This is a genomic window from Stenotrophomonas sp. YJH_SMC_127 (genome assembly GCF_059372445.1).
In genome coordinates this window covers 120050-138803 of the sequence record NZ_JCAFVO010000004.1, presented here as the reverse complement: position 1 = coordinate 138803, position 18754 = coordinate 120050, and the positions used below count along the sequence as shown (strand labels likewise).

Sequence of the window (18754 nt, the reverse complement as noted above, 5' to 3'; positions counted from 1 at the left end):
AAATCCGGGTGTTTTGTGGGTTTTCGTGGTTCAATGTTTCACCGGGCGAAGGACAAGGTGCAGGCGTCGTGTTCCAGGGCGAGACGGCCATCACAGTTGACGACAAAGGGCGCATGGCGGTTCCCACCGCTTACCGCGACCTCGTCGCGCGCGCCAGCAACAACCGTCTCGTGCTGACCTACAACCCGTTCGAAGCCGGCTGCCTGTGGCTGTATGCAGAGTCGGAATGGGAGCGGGTCCGCGACGATGTGATGTCCAAGCCCAACACCCAGCGCGTCGTGCGCCTGTTGCAGCAGAAGCTGGTCGGCTCGGCCGCCCATCTGGAACTGGACGGCAACGGTCGCATCAGCATCCCCGCCAGCCACCGCGGTGCGGTGGGCATTGAGAAGAAGGCGGTATTGCTCGGTATGGGCGACAAGTTCGAATTGTGGAGCGAGCAGGCGCATCGGGCCCTGATCCAGCAGACGTTGTCTGACGAGGATCTGGGTGATGGGTTGCTCGACCTGAAGTTGTGAGCCGGGGTGCCCGGATGCGCCCAGAAGCGCAGGCCGGTCACCTTCCGGTGTCGCAGTCGCCGGCGGTGCACCTGCCGGTCCTGTACACCCAGGTCCTTGAAGGCCTGAGGGTGATCGAAAACGGACGTTATCTGGATGGCACGTTCGGTCGTGGCGGTCATGCGCGTGGCGTGCTCACCCAGCTCGGTCCCGAGGGGCGCCTGCTGGTCATGGACAAGGATCCGGAAGCCATCGCCGTTGCCGAGCGCGATTTCGCGCCGGACCCGCGCGTGTCCATTTTCCGGGGCAGCTTCGCCCAGCTGCTGCAGTGGAACGCGACGGCCGAAGGCCTGGACGGCGTGCTGTTCGACCTCGGCGTGTCGTCGCCGCAGCTGGACGTGGCCGCACGTGGCTTCAGCTTCGGCAAGGACGGCCCGCTGGACATGCGCATGGATCCGGACAGCGGTGAAAGCGCTGCGCAGTGGATCAACCGCGTCGAAGAGCGCGAGATCGCTGATGTGCTGTGGACCTACGGCGAAGAGCGCCAGAGCCGGCGCATCGCCCGCGCCATCGTGGCCCGCCGCGAGAAGCAGCCGTTCTCCCGCACCGCCGAACTGGCCGAGCTGATCGCCTCGGTGATGCCGCGTGGGAAGGACAAGATCCACCCGGCCACGCGCAGCTTCCAGGCCATCCGCATCCACATCAACCGCGAGCTGGCCGATCTGGAAGCCGGGCTCGATGCGGCGGTGGAACGGCTCAAGCCCGGTGGCCGCCTGGCGGTGATCAGCTTCCACTCGCTGGAAGACCGCATCGTCAAGCAGTACATGAACCGCCTGGCCAAGGCGCCGCCGGCCAACCGCCGGCTGCCCGAGGCGGTTGCGTTCGTGCCGACGCTGGACCTGATCGGCGGCGCCATCAAGGCCACGGACGAAGAGCTGGCCGCCAACCCGCGTGCCCGCAGCGCCGTGCTGCGCGTGGCACAGAAGCGGGGGGGCGATGCATGAGCCGGCTGCTGCTGATCATCCTGCTGGCCTGCACCGTCGCCTCGGCGATCGGCGTGGTGTTCGTGCGCCACCGCCACCGGCAGACCTTCATCGAGCTGTCGCGTGCCGAGCGCAAGCGCGATGACATCAACCTTGAGTTCGGCCGCCTGCAGCTGGAACAGGCCACCCTGGCCGAAGCCAACCGCGTGGACCGCATTGCCCGCGAGAAGCTGGGCATGAAGTTCCCCGAGGCCGCTGACATCGTGGTGGTGCGCCCATGAGCAAGACCGGCCGCAACCGCCCGCGCAACGCCTTCAACCTGCGCCAGCGCCTGCGCTGGGTCGCGCTGGCGCTTGGCCTGTGCTCGGTGTCGCTGGTGGGTCGCGCGGCCTACGTGCAGATCATCAACAGCGATTTCTACCAGCGCCAGGGCGAGGCCCGCTACCTGCGCGAGCTGCCGATCAAGACCTCGCGCGGCATGATCACCGACCGCAACGGCGAGCCGCTGGCGGTGTCCACCCCGGTCGCCTCGATCTGGGTCAACCCGCAGGACCTGCTGCGTTCGCCCGAGCGCATCCCGGAGCTGGCCCAGGCGATCGGCATGTCGGTGGATGAGCTGAGCAGCCGCCTGTCGCAGAAGTCGGACAAGGAATTCATGTACCTGCGCCGCCGGATCAATCCGGACGAGGCAGAGAAGGTGGTCGCGCTGAAGATTCCGGGCGTGGCCGCGCAGCGCGAGTTCCGCCGCTTCTACCCACAGGGCGAAGCGATGGCGCACGTGCTGGGCTTCACCAACATCGACGACCGCGGCCAGGAAGGCCTGGAACTGGCGTTCGACGAATGGCTGCGCGGCAAGGCCGGTGCCAAGCGGGTGATCCGCAACCGCAAGGGCGAGACCGTCGAAAGCGATCTGCTGCGCGCCGCCGAGCCGGGCAAGGACCTGACCCTCAGCATCGACCGCCGCATCCAGTACCTGGCCTTCAAGGAACTGCGCAACGCGCTGGTGGCCAACAAGGCGGCCGGTGGTTCGATGGTGATCATGGACGTGACCACCGGCGAGATCCTGGCCATGGTCAACCTGCCGACCTACAACCCGAACTCGCTGACCGGCGCGATCCCCGATACGCGCCGCAACCGCGCGGTGACCGACCTGGTCGAGCCGGGTTCGACGATGAAGCCGCTGACCATCGCCACCGCGCTGCAGGCCGGTGCGGTGACCAAGGACACCATCATCGACACCAACCCGGGCTACATGACCCTGGGCCGCTTCACCATCCGCGACGTGCCGCGCAACAACGGTGTGCTCAACGTGACCGGCGTGATCACCCGCAGTTCGAACGTGGGTGCGGCCAAGGTTGCGGCGAAGATGCCGGACCAGACCTTCTACGACGGCGTGCGCCGCTTCGGCTATGGCTCGGCGCCGCACAGCGGTTTCCCGGGCGAATCGGCCGGCGTGGTGATGCGTCCGGCACGCTGGTCGGGTACCACCAAGACCACCATGTCCTATGGCTACGGCCTGTCGGTCACGCCGCTGCAGATTGCCACCGCGTACTCGGCGCTGGCCAACGGCGGGCGCCTGATCGCGCCGACCTTCGTCAAGGGCCAGCGCAATGAAGGCCAGCAGATCATCGACGAGAACGTCGCCCGGCAGGTGGTGGCGATGATGGAAACGGTGGTCACCCAGGGCGGCGCCAAGCAGGCGGCGGTGCTGGGTTACCGCGTGGCCGGCAAGACCGGCACCGCGCGCAAGGCCGGCCCGGGCGGTTATGAGCGCGGCCATTACAACGCGCTGTTCGCCGGCGTGGTGCCGGCCACCAACCCGCGTTTCGCTACCGTCATCGTCATCAACGACCCGCAGGCCGGCAAGTTCTACGGCGGCCTGGTGTCGGCGCCGGTCTACCACAACGTGATGGAAGGCACCCTGCGCCTGATGGACGTGCCGCTGGACGACCTGCAGTCGTGGCTGGCCGCACAGCAGTCGGGCAAGGTCGGCCATTCGGCCTCGATCCTGCCTGCGCCGCCGGCCGAGACCGCGCTGCCGGTCGATGCCGCCGCTGAATTCGACGCTGCGCTGCCAAGCGCGCAAGCCCAGACGCCGCCCGCTACGGGAGGCACGCAATGAGTCCTTCGATGTTGCTTTCGCAGTTGCTTCCGGACGTGGCCTTGGCGGGTCATGATCCCGTTCTGACCGGCCTGGTGCTGGACAGCCGTGCCGTGCGCCCCGGTAACGCCTTCGTCGCCATCGCCGGTTTCGGCGCGCATGGCCTGGGCTTTGTCGAGCAGGCGCGCGCTGCCGGTGCCAGTGCCATCCTGTTCGAACCGCCGGCACCGGCCGATCTGCCGGCCCCGGCTGATGCGATCGCCGTGCCGGGCCTGCGCGCGCGCATGGGCGCGATGGCCGACCAGTTCCATGGCGCGCCATCGCGGGCGATGGCGATGGTCGGCGTGACCGGCACCAACGGCAAGACCTCCACCGTGCAGCTGCTGGCCCAGGCCTGGCATCTGCTCGGAACGCCCAGTGGCAGTATCGGCACGCTGGGTGCCGGACTTTATGGTGCGGTCGAGCCGACCGGCTTCACCACGCCGCTGGTGCTGCAGATGCACGCGCTTCTGGCGCAGCTGCGCGACGCCGGTGCGCGCGCGGTGGCGATGGAAGTCAGCTCGCATGCGCTGGACCAGGGCCGCGTGGACGCCGTGCACTACGACGTGGCGGTGTTCACCAACCTCACCCGCGACCATCTGGACTACCACGGTGACATGGCCAGCTACGGCGCGGCCAAGGCGCGGCTGTTCCATCGCCCGGGCCTGAAGGCCGCGGTGATCAATCTGGACGATGCCTTCGGCCGGCAGCTGTTCGCGGGCCTGCCGGCCGGCGTGCAGGCGATCGGGCTGAGCTCGCGTGGTGCCACCGACGCCAGCGTGCGCGCCGAGGCACTGCAGCTGGACGGTCGTGGCATCGCCTTCGAGCTGGTCATCGACGGCCAGTGCGCGACGGTGCAGTCGCCGCTGCTGGGCCGCTTCAACGTGGACAACCTGCTGGCCGTGGCCGGTACCCTGCACGCGCAGGGCCAGCCGCTGCCGCGTATTGCCGAGGTGCTGTCGGCGCTGCAGCCGATCCGTGGCCGCATGAACCGCCTGGGCGGTGAAGACGGCCTGCCGACGGTGGTGGTCGACTACGCGCACACCCCGGATGCGCTGGAACAGGCGCTGGACAGCCTCCACGGGCACCTGCAGGGCACGCTGTTCTGCGTGTTCGGCTGCGGCGGCGAGCGCGACACCGGCAAGCGCCCGCAGATGGCGGCGATTGCCGAGCGCCTGGCCAACCAGGTCATCGTCACCGACGACAACCCGCGTGGCGAGGATGGCGACGTGATCGTGGCCGACATCCTGGCCGGCTTCCAGAACGCCGATGCCGTGACCGTGCAGCGCAGCCGCGCGCGTGCGATCGGCCTGGCGGTGAAGCGTGCCGGTGCCGGCGACATCATCCTGATCGCCGGCAAGGGCCACGAGCCGTACCAGGAAGTGAATGGCGTGCGCCATGACTTCGACGACACCGAAGTGGCCGCCGCCGCACTGGCGGCCAAGGCCGGTGTGCTCAGCGCGCAGGCCGGGGAGGGCGCCGCATGAAGCGCACCCTGCTTTCGCTGATCGCACACTGGGCCGGCGGCGAGATCCACGGCGACGACGTGGCCATCGATGCGGTCAGCAATGACACCCGCAATCTCGGTCCGGGCAGTCTGTATGTGGCGCTGCGCGGCGAGCGGTTCGACGGCCATGACTTCGCGGCCGACGCGCAGGCGCGCGGTGCCAGTGCGCTGCTGGTCGAGCGCCTGCTGCCGGTCGAACTGCCGCAGGTGCTGGTGGCCGACAGCGAACTGGCGCTGGCGAAGATCGCCACAGGCATGCAGCGTGACCGTGGCACCGAGGTGTTCGCGATCACCGGCAGCAATGGCAAGACCAGCGTGAAGAGCCTGCTGCTGTCGATCCTGCAGCAGGTGGCCCAGCACGCGCACAAGGTGGTCTACGCCAACCCGGGCAACCGCAACAACGAGATCGGCCTGCCGCTGGCGGTGATCGATGCGCCGGAAGATGCCGACTACGCCGTCTACGAGATGGGCGCCGGCAAGCCGGGCGACATCGCCTACCTGACCGACATCGCCCGCCCGCGTTATGCGCTGGTCAACAACATCGCCCCGGCGCACCTGGAACGTATGGGCAGCCTGCTCGGCGTGGCGGTGACCAAGGGCGCGATCTACGCCGCGCTGCCGGCCGATGGCGTGGCGGTGATCAACGCCGACGATGCCTATGGCCGCTGGTTCGAACAGCATTTCATCAGCACCCCGGCGCGTTGCCGCGTGCTGCGCTATGGCCTGGAACACTCGGCGGACGTGACCGCGCGCGATATCCGCGCCGGTGCGCAGGGCAGCCAGTTCACTCTGGTCGCACCGGCCGGCGAAGCCCGCGTGGTGCTGGGCCTGCCGGGTCGCCACAACGTCAGCAATGCGCTGGCCGCCGCCAGCCTGGCGCTGGCCGCCGGTGTCGATCTGGCGCTGATTGCCGCCGGCCTGGCCGAAGCGCAGCCGGTGCCGGGTCGCCAGATCGCCCATCAGCTGCGCAATGGCGCGGTGCTGGTGGATGACAGCTACAACGCCAACCCCGGGTCGCTGGCCGCGGCCATCGATGCCCTGGCCGCGGCGCCGGAAGAGGGCTGGCTGGTGCTGGGCGACATGCGCGAGCTGGGCCCGGACGCGGAAGCGCTGCATGCGCAGGCCGGCCTCCGCGCACGTGCTGCCGGCCTGAAGCGCCTGTATGCACTGGGCCCGCTCAGCGCCGCTGCCGCCTCCGCCTTCGGCGAAGGCGGCCGCCATTTCGCCACCCACGACGCGCTGTCGCAGGCGCTGAAGGACGAGCTGCACGCCGGCGTGCGCTGCCTGGTCAAGGGTTCCCGTGGCAGCGCCATGGACACGATTGTCAAAGCGCTGCTGGCGCAAGGAGAGGAATCCCCGCATGTTGTATGAACTGGCTCGATGGTTGCAGCAGTTGGAGAGCCTGTTCGGGCTGTTCAACTACCAGACGTTCCGCGCCATCCTTGCCGCGCTGACGGCCCTGTTCCTGTCGCTGTGGCTGGGCCCGGCGATGATCCGCAAGCTTGCCCAGTTCAAGGGCGGCCAGCCGATCCGCAAGGACGGTCCGCAGACCCATTTCTCCAAGGCCGGCACGCCGACCATGGGCGGTTCGCTGATCCTGCTCACCATCACCCTGTCGGTGCTGATGTGGGCCGACCTGCGCAACCGCTACGTGTGGCTGGTGCTGGCGGTGATGCTGTGCTTCGGCGCCATCGGCTGGTATGACGACTGGATCAAGATCGTCCGCCGTGACCCGAACGGCCTGAAGTCGCGCTGGAAGTACCTGCTGCAGTCGATCTTCGGCCTGGCTGCGGGCCTGTTCCTGTTCTACACGGCCGACGTGCCGGCAGCGCTGACCTTCTACATCCCGATGTTCAAGTCGGTCGCGCTGCCGCTGGCCGGCATCGGCTTCGTGGCCATCGCCTACTTCTGGATCGTCGGCTTCTCCAACGCGGTGAACCTGACCGACGGCCTTGACGGCCTGGCGATCATGCCGACCGTGCTGGTGGCCTGCGCGCTGGGCGTGTTCGCCTACGCCTCGGGCAACGTGGTGTTCGCCAACTACCTGCAGATCCCGCAGATCCCGGGCGCCGGCGAGCTGGTCATCATCTGTGCGGCCATCGCCGGCGCGGGCCTGGGCTTCCTCTGGTTCAACACCTACCCGGCCATGGTCTTCATGGGCGACATCGGCGCACTGGCACTGGGTGCGGTGCTGGGCACGATCGCGGTGATCACCCGCCAGGAGCTGGTGCTGGTGATCATGGGCGGCGTGTTCGTCATCGAAACGCTGTCGGTGATGATCCAGGTCGCCTCGTTCAAGCTGACCGGCAAGCGCGTGTTCCGCATGGCGCCGATCCACCACCATTTCGAACTGAAGGGCTGGCCGGAGCCGCGCGTGATCGTGCGTTTCTGGATCATCTCCGTCGTGCTCGTGCTGATCGGCCTGGCCACGTTGAAGGTGCGCTGAGATGAACGACCTGTCCCGCCAGGCAACACGCCTTGAAGCCATCGAGGGCAGCTACGACAAGTGGCTGCTGGGCGCGATCATCGCGCTCACCGGTGTCGGCGTGGTGATGGTGGCCTCCAGCTCGATCGCGCTGATGAGCAGCCCGTTCTATTACCTCAACCGCCACCTGATCTTCCTGGCGGTGGGTATCGTGCTGGCGGTCATTGCCGCCCGCACCGAGCTGAAGTCGATCGAGCAGTACAACCAGATGCTGCTGCTGGGCTGCTTCGTACTGCTGCTGGCGGTGTTCGCACCGGGACTGGGCAGCACGGTCAACGGTGCGCGCCGCTGGATCAACCTGGGCATTTCCAAGTTCCAGACGGTCGAAGCGGTGAAAGTGCTCTACATCGTCTGGCTGTCGAGCTACCTGGTGCGTTTCCGCGACGAGGTCAATGCGACCTGGCCGGCAATGCTCAAGCCGCTGGGCGTGGCCGGTGCGCTGGTGGTGCTGCTGTTGCTGCAGCCGGACTTCGGTTCCTCGACCCTGCTGCTGGCGATCACCGCCGGCATGCTGGTGCTGGGCGGGGTGAACATGCCGCGCATGTCGATGCCGGTGATCATCGGCCTGGTCGGCATGAGCGCGCTGGCGATCATCGAGCCGTACCGCATGCGCCGCATCACCTCCTTCCTGGACCCGTGGGCCGACCAGCAGGGCGACGGCTACCAGCTGTCCAACGCGCTGATGGCGGTGGGCCGTGGTGAATGGACCGGCGTCGGCCTGGGCAACTCCGTGCAGAAGCTGTACTACCTGCCCGAAGCGCACACCGACTTCATCTTCTCGGTCACCGCCGAGGAATTCGGTTTCCTGGGTACCTGCGTGATCGTGGCGCTGTATGCGCTGCTGGTCGGCCGCACCTTCTGGCTGGGCATGCGCTGCGTGGAAATGAAGCGCCACTTCTCCGGCTACATCGCCTTCGGCATCGGCCTGTGGATCAGCATGCAGACCTTCGTCTCGATCGGCGTGAACCTGGGCATCCTGCCGACCAAGGGCCTGACCCTGCCGCTGATCTCCTCCGGCGGTTCGTCGGTGCTGATGACCTGCGTGGCGATGGGCCTGCTGCTGCGCGTGTCGTATGAACTCAAGCGCGCCGAGCGCCGCCAGGCCGTGCGCATCGGTGGCGCCGAAGACGCCGCGGCCGAACCGATGGACAAGCCCGCCGCAGCGGTGGACGCCAGCGTGCCGATGCGTGCCGAGCCGGTCGCACCCGCGTCCGCTGCAGCGAGCGCCGCACGTGGCACCAGCCGCCTGCAGTCGCGCATCGAACCGACCTTCGGGAGGCTGTCATGAGTGCAGCCACCGAGAGTGGGCGCCCGGTGATGATCCTGGCCGGAGGCACCGGCGGTCACATCTTCCCCGGCCTGGCCGTGGCCCGCGTGCTGCGCCAGCGCGGCGTGCCGGTGACCTGGATGGGCGCCGACGGTGCGATGGAAACCCGCCTGGTGCCGCAGCACGACATCGCCATCGATACGCTGGCCATCACTGGCCTGCGCGGCAAGGGCAAGCTGGCCCTGCTGGCGGCGCCGTGGCGGCTGATGCGCGCGCTGCGCGCGGCCGGGCTCATCATCCGCCAGCGCCAGCCGCGCGCGGTGGTCGCCTTCGGTGGCTTTGCCTCCGGCCCCGGTGGCATGGCCACGCGTCTGCATGGCCTGCCGCTGATCGTGCATGAGCAGAACCGTGCGCCGGGCCTGACCAACCGCATCCTGTCACGTTATGCGCGCCGCCTGCTGACCGGTTTCCCGGGCACCTTCGCCAAGGGCGAGGAGTTCGTCGGTAACCCGGTGCGCGCGGAAATCGCTGCCATCGCGCCGCCGGAACAGCGCTTCGCCGACCGGCAGGGCCCGCTGCGGGTGCTGGTGGTGGGCGGCAGCCAGGGCGCGCGTGCCCTCAATACCGGCGTGCCGCAGGCGATTGCCGCGCTGGGCGCCGGCCTGCCGGTGCAGGTGCGCCACCAGAGCGGCGAGAAGATGCATGCCGAAGCGGTGGAGGCTTACGCCAAGGCCGGTGTGCAGGCGGAAATCACGCCGTTCATCGCCGACATGGCCGAGGCCTTTGCCTGGGCTGACCTGGTTGTCTGCCGCGCCGGCGCGTCCACGCTGGCCGAGCTGTGCGCGGTCGGTGTCGGCAGCGTGCTGGTGCCATTCCCCGCTGCCGTCGACGATCACCAGACCCGCAACGCGGAGTACCTGGTCGAGCGCGGCGCGGCGGTGTTGCTGAAGCAGGACGGAACGCTGGCCGACGGCATTGCCGCACTGCTGCGCGATCTGTCCGAAAATCCCGCCCGCCGCATGCAGATGGCGCAAGCCGCGCGTGCCCTGGCCAAGGTCGATGCCGCCGAGCGCATCGCCGATATCATTCTCGAGGAAGCTGTATGAAGAAGGCATGCCACCGCGCCTGCCCTGCGCGAGGCCGCGCATGATCCGCCGCCTGCACGACACCAACGACCTGGTGCGCGCGTTCCCGCGCGTGCATTTCGTCGGCATCGGCGGCACCGGCATGAGCGGTATCGCCGAAGTGATGCTGACGCTGGGCTATGAAGTGTCCGGCTCGGACAACGCCGACAACGTGGCGACCCGCCGCCTGGCCAGCCTGGGGGCGCGCATCATGCGCGGCCACTCCGCGGCCAACGTGCTGGGCACCGACTGCGTGGTGGTCTCCAGTGCCATCCGCGAAGACAACCCGGAACTGATGGAAGCACGCAGCCAGCGCATTCCGATCATGCCGCGTGCGGCGATGCTGGCCGAGCTGATGCGCTTCCGCCGCGGCATCGCCGTGGCCGGTACCCATGGCAAGACCACCACCACCAGCCTGACCGCTGCGGTGCTGAGCGAAGGTGGCCTGGACCCGACGTTCGTGATCGGTGGCCAGCTGCTGGCCGCCGGTGCCAACGCCAAGCTGGGTGGCGGGCAGTGGCTGGTGGCCGAGGCCGATGAAAGCGATGGCAGCTTCCTGCGCCTGAACCCGCTGATGTCGATCATCACGAACATCGATGCCGACCACCTGGAAAACTACGGCAACGATTTCGCCCGCGTGCAGGCGGCGTTTGCCGAGTTCCTGCAGCGCCTGCCGTTCTACGGCCTGGCGGTACTGTGCATCGATGATCCGGAAGTCGCCGCGCTGGCCGCCAGGACCCCGCGCCACGTGATGAGCTACGGCATGAGCCCGCAGGCCGACGTGCGCGCCGAGAACGTGGTGCAGGAAGGGGCGCGCATGCGCTTCACCCTGCGCCTGCCGCAGGGCACCAGCCAGGAAGTGGTGCTGGCGCTGCCGGGCAGGCACAACGTGCTCAACGCGCTGGCCGCCGCTGCGGTGGGCTGGCAGCTGGGCGTGGCCCCGGACGCGATCGCACGCGCGCTGGAGGGCTTCGCCGGTGTCGGCCGTCGCTTCAACGATCTGGGCGAGGTGACCACCGCCAGTGGCGCCAAGGTCCGCATCATCGACGACTATGGCCATCACCCGAGCGAGCTGGAGGCAGTGTTCGCCGCCGCTCGTGGTGGCTGGGCCGACAAGCGCCTGGTGGTGGCCTTCCAGCCGCACCGCTACAGCCGTACCCGCGACCAGTTCGACAAGTTCGCCGCCGTGCTGTCGAGCGTTGATGCGCTGGTGCTGAGCGAGGTCTACCCGGCCGGTGAAGAACCGATTGCCGGCGCCGACTCGCACGCGCTGGCCCGTGCCATCCGCGCGCGTGGCCGCAGTGAGCCGGTGGTGGTGGGCAAGGCCGCCGAGCTGGCCAGCGTGCTGCCGGACGTGCTGCAGGACGGTGACCTGCTGCTGATGATGGGCGCCGGCGACATCGGTGCCGTGGCCACCCATATCGCGGTGGAAGGTTTCAAGGGGGAGGGCCAGGCGTGAGCACGCTGACCTTCCCGCCGCTGCGCGTGACCGACCCGGCCGAGTTCGGCCGCGTCGCCGTGCTGCTGGGCGGCAGTTCCAGCGAACGCGAGGTGTCGCTGGATTCGGGCCGCAACGTGCTCGAAGCCCTGCAGTCGCGTGGCGTCGATGCGTTCGCGGTGGACGGCATTCCGGCGCTCGCCAGCGCGCTCGCCGCCGGTGGCATCGATCGCGTCTTCAACATCCTGCACGGCCACAACGGTGGCGGCGAGGACGGCATCGTGCAGGGCCTGATGGACGCCTTCGGCGTGCCGTACACCGGCTCGAACGTGCTGGGTTCGGCGCTGAGCATGGACAAGATCCGCACCAAGCAGGTGTGGCTGTCGCTGGGCCTGCCGACCCCGCAGTACCGCAAGGTCACTGCCGAGGACGTGCACGCCAATGCCGCCGAACTCGGCCTGCCGGTGGTGGTGAAGCCGGCCAACGAAGGCTCCAGCGTGGGCATCAGCCGGGTCACCGATGACGCCGGGCTGGATGAAGCGGTGGCCCTGGCCGCGCGCTACGACGGCCAGCTGCTGATGGAGCAGATGGTGGTCGGCGACGAATTGACCGTGGCCATCCTTGGCGACGTCGCACTGCCGTCGATCCGCATCGTGCCCAAGGGCCAGTGGTACGACTACAACGCCAAGTACATCGCCGAGGACACCCAGTACCTGTGCCCGGGCCTGGACGGTGGCGACGAAGAGGACATCCGGCGCATCGCGCTGGCCGCGTTCCGTGCCGCCGGGTGCCGTGGCTGGGGCCGCGTGGACGTGATGCGCGATCGCGACAGCGGCCGTTTCTTCCTGCTGGAAGTGAACACCGCGCCGGGCATGACCAGCCATTCGCTGGTGCCCAAGGCGGCCCGCCAGGCCGGCATCGGTTTCGAGGAACTGGTGTGGCGCGTGCTGGAACAGACCCTGGAGGCCTCGCACGCATGAACGCGGTGCTGCGCATCTTCGTCTGGCTGTTGGCGCTGTCGGTGGTTGCACTGCCGGTGGTGGCCGTGGTCAATGGCTGGGTCGGCGCCGAGCGCTGGCCACTGGCGAAGCTGCGCGTGCATGGTGAGTTCAAGCGGGTGCCGGCCGAACAGCTGCAGCAGGTGCTGCTGCCGTATGCGCGCGCCGGTTTCTTCGCGGTCAAGCTGCAGGACGCGCAGGACGCCCTGGAGAAGCTGCCGTGGGTGGAAAGCGCGCAGGTCCGCAAGCAGTGGCCGGACGTGCTGGAAGTGACCCTGGTCGAGCACAAGCCGTTCGCCCGCTGGGGTACCGACCGCCTGGTGTCCGAGCAGGGCAAGCTGTTCCCCACGCCGAAGAAGCTGTCCGACCTGGCGCTGCCGGAGCTGGATGGCCCGGACAGCCAGACCGCGGAAGTGATGAAGCTGTACAGCGACTCGCGTGCATTGTTCGCACCGGCCGGCGTCGATGTGCGCCGGGTGACGATGGACGCACGCGGCAGCTGGTCGCTGGTGCTGAGCAACGGCACCGAAGTGGTGGTCGGCCGCGACGACGCGCGCTCGCGCATGCAGCGCTTCGTCAAGGTACTGCCGCAGCTCAACCGTCAGGACGCGCCGATCGAGCGCGCCGACCTCCGTTACACCAATGGTTTCACGCTGAGCTGGGGTACCCCGGCCACGCCGGCGAAAACGCCGGCGACCCCGGCCAGAAGCACGCAGGAAAGGACATGAATCGCAAGGGTGACAAATCGCTGATCGTTGGCCTGGACATCGGCACCTCCAAGGTGGTGGCGCTGGTGGGCGAGTATTCGCCGGGCAACCCGATCGAAGTGATCGGCATCGGCTCGCACGAATCGCGCGGGCTGAAGCGCGGCGTGGTGGTGGACATCGAATCGACCGTGCAGTCGATCCAGCGCGCGGTGGAAGAAGCCGAGCTGATGGCCGGCTGCGAGATCCGTTCGGTGTACGCCTCGATTTCCGGCAACCACGTGCAGTGCAAGAACTCGCCGGGCATCGTGCCGATCCGCGACGGTGAAGTGACCTGGGGCGACCTGGATCGCGTGCTCGACGCGGCCAAGGCGGTGGCGATCCCGGCCGACCAGAAGATCCTCCACGCGATCCCGCGCGAGTACGTGCTGGACGATTCGCAGGAAGGCATCCGCAACCCGGTCGGCATGACCGGCGTGCGCCTGGAAGTGCATGCGCACCTGGTGGTGTGCGCGCAGTCGGCGGCGGCCAACATCAGCAAGTGCGTGCAGCGCTGCGGCCTGCAGGTGGACGACCTGGTGCTGTCCTCGCTGGCCTCCAGCGTGGCAGTGCTGACCGCCGACGAGCGCGAGCTGGGCGTGGTGCTGGTCGACATGGGCGCCGGCACCACCGACATCGCGGTGTTCGTGCAGGGTGCGATCTGCCACACCGCCTCGCTGCCGATCGCCGGCGACCACGTGACCAACGACATCGCGCACATGCTGCGCACGCCGACCCCGGAAGCCGAGCAGATCAAGGTGCGCTATGCCTGCGCCCTGGCCCAGCTGGCCACGGCCGAGGAGAGCATCCAGGTGCCGTCGGTGGGCGACCGCCCGCCGCGCCGCATGCCGCGCCATTCGCTGGCGCAGGCCGTGCAGGGCCGCTACGAGGAAATCTTCGAGATGGTGCAGGCCGAACTGCGCCGCTCCGGCTTCGAGGAGCTGGTGCGCGCCGGCATGGTGCTGACCGGTGGCGCGTCGAAGATGGAAGGCGTGGTCGAACTGGCCGAGGAAATGCTGCAGATGCCGGTGCGCGTGGGTATCCCGCAGCACGTCACCGGCCTGGGCGAAGTGGTCGGCAACCCGGTACACGCCACCGGCGTGGGCCTGCTGCTGATGGGTAGCCAGATCGAGCACCCGCGGCGGCCGTCGCTGCCCACCGGGCGCGCCGGAAGCATGTTCAAGAAACTCAAGACCTGGTTCCGCGGCGAGTTCTGACGCGGAACCCGTAAACCCGGGCCTCGCCCGGGCGCAACACCCGCAGTACCCGCATCACAACGCAGTACCGGCTACACACAACCCACACAGCCGCAACGTCGGCATGCAGCAGGACGGCAGGACGCCCGAATGCCCATGCCAGCCAAAGCGGATACAACGAGGACACGGACATGGCGCATTTTGAACTGATCGAAAAGATGGCACCCAATGCGGTGATCAAGGTGGTTGGCGTGGGCGGCGGCGGCGGCAATGCCGTGGCGCACATGGTCAACTCGGCAGTGGATGGCGTGGAATTCATCACTGCCAACACCGACTCGCAGGCCATCAAGAATTGTGGTGCCAAGCTGCAGCTGCAGCTGGGTACCAACGTGACCAAGGGCCTGGGCGCAGGCGCGAACCCGGAAGTCGGCCGCCAGGCCGCGCTGGAAGACCGTGAGCGCATCATGGACGCGCTGCAGGGCGCCGACATGGTGTTCATCACCGCCGGCATGGGCGGCGGCACCGGTACCGGCGCTGCGCCGGTGGTGGCACAGCTGGCCAAGGAAATGGGCATCCTGACCGTGGCCGTGGTCACCAAGCCGTTCCCGTTCGAAGGCCGTCGCCGCATGCAGGTGGCGCTGAAGGGCATCGAGGAACTGAGCCAGCACTGCGACTCGCTGATCACCATCCCGAACGAGAAGCTGATCACCGTGCTGGGTCGCAACGCGACCATGATCCAGGCCTTCCGCGCTGCCAACGACGTGCTGCAGGGCGCCGTGCAGGGCATCGCCGACCTGATCGTGCGTCCGGGCCTGATCAACGTCGACTTCGCCGACGTGCGCACCGTCATGTCCGAAATGGGCCTGGCGATGATGGGTACCGGCACCGCCCGTGGCGATGACCGCGCCCAGGCCGCTGCCGAATCGGCGATCCAGAACCCGCTGCTGGACGATGTGAACCTGGCTGGTGCCAACGGCATCCTGGTCAACATCACCGCCGGCGCCGATTTCACCATGGCCGAGTTCGACGAGATCGGCCGCACCATCGATGGCTTCGCTTCCGAAGATGCCACCGTGGTGGTCGGCACCGTGCTCGATCCGGACATGCAGGACGAAGTGCGCGTGACCGTGGTGGCCACCGGCCTGAACCGCGTCTCGGCCAGCAAGACCCAGCGTCCGGGCGAGCGTGCGCCGATCAAGCTGGTCCGCAACGCCACCACCGGCCAGCCGGAGTTCGGCGAGTTCGACAACGGCGGCGATGCCGTCTCCAAGGCGGTGGGTGGCATGGGCCTGGGCCTGCGTCGCGCCAGCAGCGATACCGCAGCGGCCTCCGCCCCTTCGGCCCCGGCCGCTTCGGCCCCGGCGGCGGCGGAACTGCCGAACGATTACCTGGACATCCCGGCGTTCCTGCGCCGCCAGGCGGACTAAGCGGGGCGGCCCGGGGTTGTCCTCCCCGGGTTGCGCCACCATGTCCTGAAAACGCGGGCGCCGGGCCAGGATGGGCCCGGCCGCCCTGCTTCACGCGCTTTCCAGCGGCGTGCCGGTGGATCCTGCCGGTGGCTGCAACTGGCGTTTCAGCCGGGGTAGGGGAGTGCGCGTGTTAATCTAATGTGTCACTTCCGGTCCATCCCCCATGATCCAGCAACGCACCCTCAAGAACACGATCCGCGCCACCGGCGTTGGCCTGCACAGTGGTGACAAGGTCTACATGACCCTGCGCCCGGCACCGGTCAACCATGGCATCGTGTTCCGCCGCGTGGACCTGGACCCGGTGGTGGAGGTGCCGGCCAAGGCCGAACTGGTCACCGAAGTGACCCTGTGCACCGGCCTGACCTGCAACGACGCAAAGATCCAGACCGTCGAACACCTGATGTCGGCGCTGGCCGGCCTGGGTGTCGACAACATCATCGTCGAACTGTCCTCGGCCGAGCTGCCGATCATGGACGGTTCGGCCGGCCCGTTCGTGTTCCTGCTGCAGTCGGCGGGCATCGTCGAACAGGATGCGCCCAAGCGCTTCATCCGCGTGCTCAAGACCGTGGAGGTGACCGAGGGCGACAAGGTGGCCCGTTTCACCCCGTACGAGGGCTACAAGCTGGGCTTCACCATCCAGTTCGACCACCCGATGATCCCGGCCAAGCAGTCGCGGCAGGAAATCGAGTTCTCGACGCTGGCCTACACCAAGGAAATCTCCCGCGCGCGCACCTTCGGTTTCATGCGCGACCTGGAATACATGCGCGAGCGCAACCTGGGCCTGGGCGGTTCGATGGACAACGCCATCGTGCTGGACGAGTTCCGCGTGCTCAACGAAGACGGCCTGCGCTACGCCGACGAATTCGTGCGCCACAAGATCCTTGACGCCATTGGCGACCTCTACCTGGCCGGTGGCCAGGTGCTGGGCGCCTACGAGGGCTTCAAGTCCGGCCACGCGCTCAACAACAAGCTGGTGCGGGCCCTGATGGCCGACGCCAGCGCCTGGGAATGGGTCAGCTTCGACTCGCCGACCAGCCCGGATCCGGTGGAATATGCCACCCCGGCCTACGCCTGATTCCATAGATCGTTGAATTTCAAGATAAAAACGCCGCCTTCCAGGGCGGCGTCGTTGTTTCCGGCGCTGGCGACGCATTCAGCGTGCTTGAAAGGCGTCAAGGCCGGTTCAAGGTCACGGTTTTGTGAACCTGTTGGATCGGAAGCCTGAATTTAACGAAGTTTTAACTTCAATCTAACGACAGGCCCCCGGTTGGCCGCTAGGATGCGACCCGGCCCCCGAAATGTTTCACGCCGTGGTGACACGCGCGACGGGGAGCGGAGCCGGATGCTCCGTTGCCATCAGGACCGCTTCTTCGGCTTCGAGGGAACGTCCTGCAGGCAAGCCAAGGCGTCGCGTAGCCCTTTGTGCGTGGCGGCTGAAACTGCGTGGGGGCCATTCCGGTTGTCGATCGCTGGGGAGCGTGAGGGAGTGGTGGACGCAGTCTTGATGGTCACCCTGGTGGCCTTCAGCCCGATGGAACGGGCCGCGTCGAGCAACTGGGCTTCGGCAAGCCGCAACTTGGCATGCCAGACCGGGGACTCGACGAGAAAAACGAGGTGTTCCCCGTCCACATTGGCCAGCCGGCAGCGGCTGCGCAGAGGTGGCGGCAACTGGGGGCGCAACTGCCGGTCCAGCGCGTCGAGCCACAAGGCCCGACGCAGCGGGTTCCCGCTTTTGTCCGCCATTACCGCATCCAGCGCCGGTTTCGGCACTGACGCGGGGCGAACGCTGGATTTCGGCTCAGACATGAAAACTCACTGATGGCATTCAAAAAGATCGTAATCAAAACGCGTGAAGGACAGGCCAAGGCGTCGCCGATCACGCGTTTGCGGTTCTATTTCGAGGACCGCCCCCGCGCCCTGCTGGGCAGCGTGCTCGGGGTAGGCTGCATTATCGGCCTTGCCGGCGGCATTGGCGCCAGTGCGCTGAATGATTCGCGCCTGCAGGCCAAGGTCGAGCGCCAGGATGCGGAGCTGGCCAAGGTCAAGCGCGATGCGCAGACCCAGGTCAACGCGCTGGCTGCCCGCCTCGGCGAGCTGCAGGCGCAGGCCACCCGCCTGAACGCCCTCGGCGAACGGCTGACCCAGATGGGCAAGCTGGAAGATGGCGAATTCGACTTCAACGAGACCCCCGGCCTCGGTGATGGCGACGCCGGCGGCCCGACCAGCGACATCCCGGTCAAGGACGTCAACGCCGACTTACAGGTGCTGGAGCAGCGCTTTGCTGCTTCAGGCCGCCAGTTGTCGGTGATGGAATCGCTGATGTTCGACCACCAGCTGCAGCAGAACGCCGTGCCGTCGCGCATGCCGATCCGCAACAGCTACGTGACCTCCGGCTTCGGCACCCGTGCCGACCCGTTCGGCCGCGGCGCCGCCACCCACAAGGGCATGGACTTCCACGCCAAGGTCGGTGACCCGGTGATGGCCGTGGCCGAAGGCGTGGTCAGCTTCGCCGGTGTGAAGGGCGGCTATGGCAACGTCGTCGATGTCGACCACGGTAACGGCTATGTCACCCGCTACGCGCACAATTCGCGCCTGGTGGTGAAGGCCGGTGACCTGGTCCGCGCCGGCCAGGAAGTGGCCAAGGCCGGTTCCACCGGCCGTTCGACCGGTGCCCACGTGCACTTCGAGGTGTGGGAGAACGGCAACGTGGTCAACCCGCGCAAGTTCCTCGGCGACGGCGGCAACACGCCGGTCGGCCGCGTCAGCCGCGGCTGATGCCCGGGTCGGATTCCTTCCGCGCCGCGGAAGGGCTCTGACCCGATTCGGTTGAGGGCTGGGGTCAGAGCCCTTTCGCCATGGCGAAAGGGGTCCGACCCCGCATCCGTGTTTCTTTGCCGAATCCGGGGCGAT

General features: G+C 67.8%; 16 protein-coding genes and 1 pseudogene. 16 read left to right on the top strand and 1 reads right to left on the bottom strand.

The features are described from left to right. Nucleotides 1-68: 68 nt before the first annotated feature. From mraZ to lpxC, 15 genes and pseudogenes are all read left to right on the top strand, one after another. Nucleotides 69-515: a division/cell wall cluster transcriptional repressor MraZ gene (mraZ, locus tag AC5QAB_RS11275; RefSeq protein ID WP_004143635.1), complete on the top strand. Its 447-nt coding sequence runs from the start codon at nt 69-71 to the stop codon at nt 513-515. 14 nt (nt 516-529) lie between these two features. Then, on the top strand, nt 530-1498 hold the full coding sequence (rsmH, locus tag AC5QAB_RS11270; RefSeq protein ID WP_197561950.1) for a 16S rRNA (cytosine(1402)-N(4))-methyltransferase RsmH: 969 nt from the start codon (nt 530-532) through the stop codon (nt 1496-1498). Beyond that, on the top strand, nt 1495-1758 hold the full coding sequence (gene ftsL, locus AC5QAB_RS11265) for a cell division protein FtsL (protein ID WP_005415286.1): 264 nt from the start codon (nt 1495-1497) through the stop codon (nt 1756-1758). The genes rsmH and ftsL overlap by 4 nt, the downstream gene beginning before the upstream one ends. Continuing rightward, nucleotides 1755-3599, top strand: a complete 1845-nt coding sequence (locus tag AC5QAB_RS11260; RefSeq protein ID WP_197561951.1) for a penicillin-binding transpeptidase domain-containing protein — start codon at nt 1755-1757, stop codon at nt 3597-3599. The genes ftsL and AC5QAB_RS11260 overlap by 4 nt, the downstream gene beginning before the upstream one ends. After that, nucleotides 3596-5104 (top strand): UDP-N-acetylmuramoyl-L-alanyl-D-glutamate--2,6-diaminopimelate ligase, encoded by a 1509-nt coding sequence (locus tag AC5QAB_RS11255; protein ID WP_164109597.1) that lies wholly within the window; start codon nt 3596-3598, stop codon nt 5102-5104. Before AC5QAB_RS11260 ends, AC5QAB_RS11255 begins: the two co-directional genes overlap by 4 nt. Further along, entirely contained in the window at nt 5101-6495 is a 1395-nt protein-coding gene (locus tag AC5QAB_RS11250; protein WP_046428819.1) for a UDP-N-acetylmuramoyl-tripeptide--D-alanyl-D-alanine ligase, read from the top strand. Before AC5QAB_RS11255 ends, AC5QAB_RS11250 begins: the two co-directional genes overlap by 4 nt. Next, entirely contained in the window at nt 6485-7570 is a 1086-nt protein-coding gene (gene mraY / locus AC5QAB_RS11245; protein ID WP_004154219.1) for a phospho-N-acetylmuramoyl-pentapeptide-transferase, read from the top strand. The genes AC5QAB_RS11250 and mraY overlap by 11 nt, the downstream gene beginning before the upstream one ends. Nucleotide 7571: 1 nt before the next feature. Further along, nucleotides 7572-8897, top strand: coding sequence for a putative lipid II flippase FtsW (gene ftsW, locus AC5QAB_RS11240; RefSeq protein WP_014645940.1), 1326 nt, complete (start codon nt 7572-7574; stop codon nt 8895-8897). Further along, nucleotides 8894-9982 (top strand): undecaprenyldiphospho-muramoylpentapeptide beta-N-acetylglucosaminyltransferase, encoded by a 1089-nt coding sequence (gene murG, locus AC5QAB_RS11235; RefSeq protein WP_049406067.1) that lies wholly within the window; start codon nt 8894-8896, stop codon nt 9980-9982. The genes ftsW and murG overlap by 4 nt, the downstream gene beginning before the upstream one ends. A 40-nt stretch (nt 9983-10022) precedes the next feature. Beyond that, nucleotides 10023-11459: a UDP-N-acetylmuramate--L-alanine ligase gene (murC, locus tag AC5QAB_RS11230; protein ID WP_197561952.1), complete on the top strand. Its 1437-nt coding sequence runs from the start codon at nt 10023-10025 to the stop codon at nt 11457-11459. Further along, nucleotides 11456-12418, top strand: coding sequence for a D-alanine--D-alanine ligase (locus tag AC5QAB_RS11225; protein WP_014645943.1), 963 nt, complete (start codon nt 11456-11458; stop codon nt 12416-12418). The genes murC and AC5QAB_RS11225 overlap by 4 nt, the downstream gene beginning before the upstream one ends. Beyond that, nucleotides 12415-13092 (top strand): annotated as a pseudogene (locus AC5QAB_RS11220) (cell division protein FtsQ/DivIB); the annotation flags it as partial. The gene AC5QAB_RS11225 and the pseudogene AC5QAB_RS11220, both read left to right, overlap by 4 nt. Nucleotides 13093-13160: 68 nt before the next feature. Next, nucleotides 13161-14396, top strand: a complete 1236-nt coding sequence (gene ftsA / locus AC5QAB_RS11215; protein ID WP_005408083.1) for a cell division protein FtsA — start codon at nt 13161-13163, stop codon at nt 14394-14396. A gap of 170 nt (nt 14397-14566) precedes the next feature. Beyond that, a complete protein-coding gene (gene ftsZ, locus AC5QAB_RS11210) occupies nt 14567-15802 on the top strand; it encodes a cell division protein FtsZ (protein WP_005415297.1) in 1236 nt (411 codons plus the stop codon). A gap of 205 nt (nt 15803-16007) precedes the next feature. Beyond that, complete coding sequence (gene lpxC / locus AC5QAB_RS11205) at nt 16008-16919, top strand: UDP-3-O-acyl-N-acetylglucosamine deacetylase (protein ID WP_032956680.1); 912 nt, start codon at nt 16008-16010, stop codon at nt 16917-16919. Nucleotides 16920-17200: 281 nt separating this feature from the next. Here lpxC and AC5QAB_RS11200 read toward each other — a convergent pair whose 3' ends face one another. Then, complete coding sequence (locus AC5QAB_RS11200) at nt 17201-17650, bottom strand: DciA family protein (protein WP_032956682.1); 450 nt, start codon at nt 17648-17650, stop codon at nt 17201-17203. 12 nt (nt 17651-17662) lie between these two features. Between AC5QAB_RS11200 and AC5QAB_RS11195 the strand changes: the two genes are divergently transcribed. Further along, a complete protein-coding gene (locus tag AC5QAB_RS11195) occupies nt 17663-18619 on the top strand; it encodes a M23 family metallopeptidase (protein ID WP_014645946.1) in 957 nt (318 codons plus the stop codon). The last annotated feature ends 135 nt before the right edge of the window (nt 18620-18754 follow it).

Bases quoted from the DNA above. Each gene is read 5' to 3' on its own strand.
- rsmH (WP_197561950.1), top strand. From the start codon at position 530: ATGCGCCCAGAAGCGCAGGCCGGTCACCTTCCGGTGTCGCAGTCGCCG.
- ftsL (WP_005415286.1), top strand. From the start codon at position 1,495: ATGAGCCGGCTGCTGCTGATCATCCTGCTGGCCTGCACCGTCGCCTCG.
- AC5QAB_RS11260 (WP_197561951.1), top strand. From the start codon at position 1,755: ATGAGCAAGACCGGCCGCAACCGCCCGCGCAACGCCTTCAACCTGCGC.
- AC5QAB_RS11255 (WP_164109597.1), top strand. From the start codon at position 3,596: ATGAGTCCTTCGATGTTGCTTTCGCAGTTGCTTCCGGACGTGGCCTTG.
- AC5QAB_RS11250 (WP_046428819.1), top strand. From the start codon at position 5,101: ATGAAGCGCACCCTGCTTTCGCTGATCGCACACTGGGCCGGCGGCGAG.
- mraY (WP_004154219.1), top strand. From the start codon at position 6,485: ATGTTGTATGAACTGGCTCGATGGTTGCAGCAGTTGGAGAGCCTGTTC.
- ftsW (WP_014645940.1), top strand. From the start codon at position 7,572: ATGAACGACCTGTCCCGCCAGGCAACACGCCTTGAAGCCATCGAGGGC.
- murG (WP_049406067.1), top strand. From the start codon at position 8,894: ATGAGTGCAGCCACCGAGAGTGGGCGCCCGGTGATGATCCTGGCCGGA.
- murC (WP_197561952.1), top strand. From the start codon at position 10,023: ATGATCCGCCGCCTGCACGACACCAACGACCTGGTGCGCGCGTTCCCG.
- ftsA (WP_005408083.1), top strand. From the start codon at position 13,161: ATGAATCGCAAGGGTGACAAATCGCTGATCGTTGGCCTGGACATCGGC.
- ftsZ (WP_005415297.1), top strand. From the start codon at position 14,567: ATGGCGCATTTTGAACTGATCGAAAAGATGGCACCCAATGCGGTGATC.
- lpxC (WP_032956680.1), top strand. From the start codon at position 16,008: ATGATCCAGCAACGCACCCTCAAGAACACGATCCGCGCCACCGGCGTT.
- AC5QAB_RS11200 (WP_032956682.1), bottom strand. From the start codon at position 17,650: ATGTCTGAGCCGAAATCCAGCGTTCGCCCCGCGTCAGTGCCGAAACCG.
- AC5QAB_RS11195 (WP_014645946.1), top strand. From the start codon at position 17,663: ATGGCATTCAAAAAGATCGTAATCAAAACGCGTGAAGGACAGGCCAAG.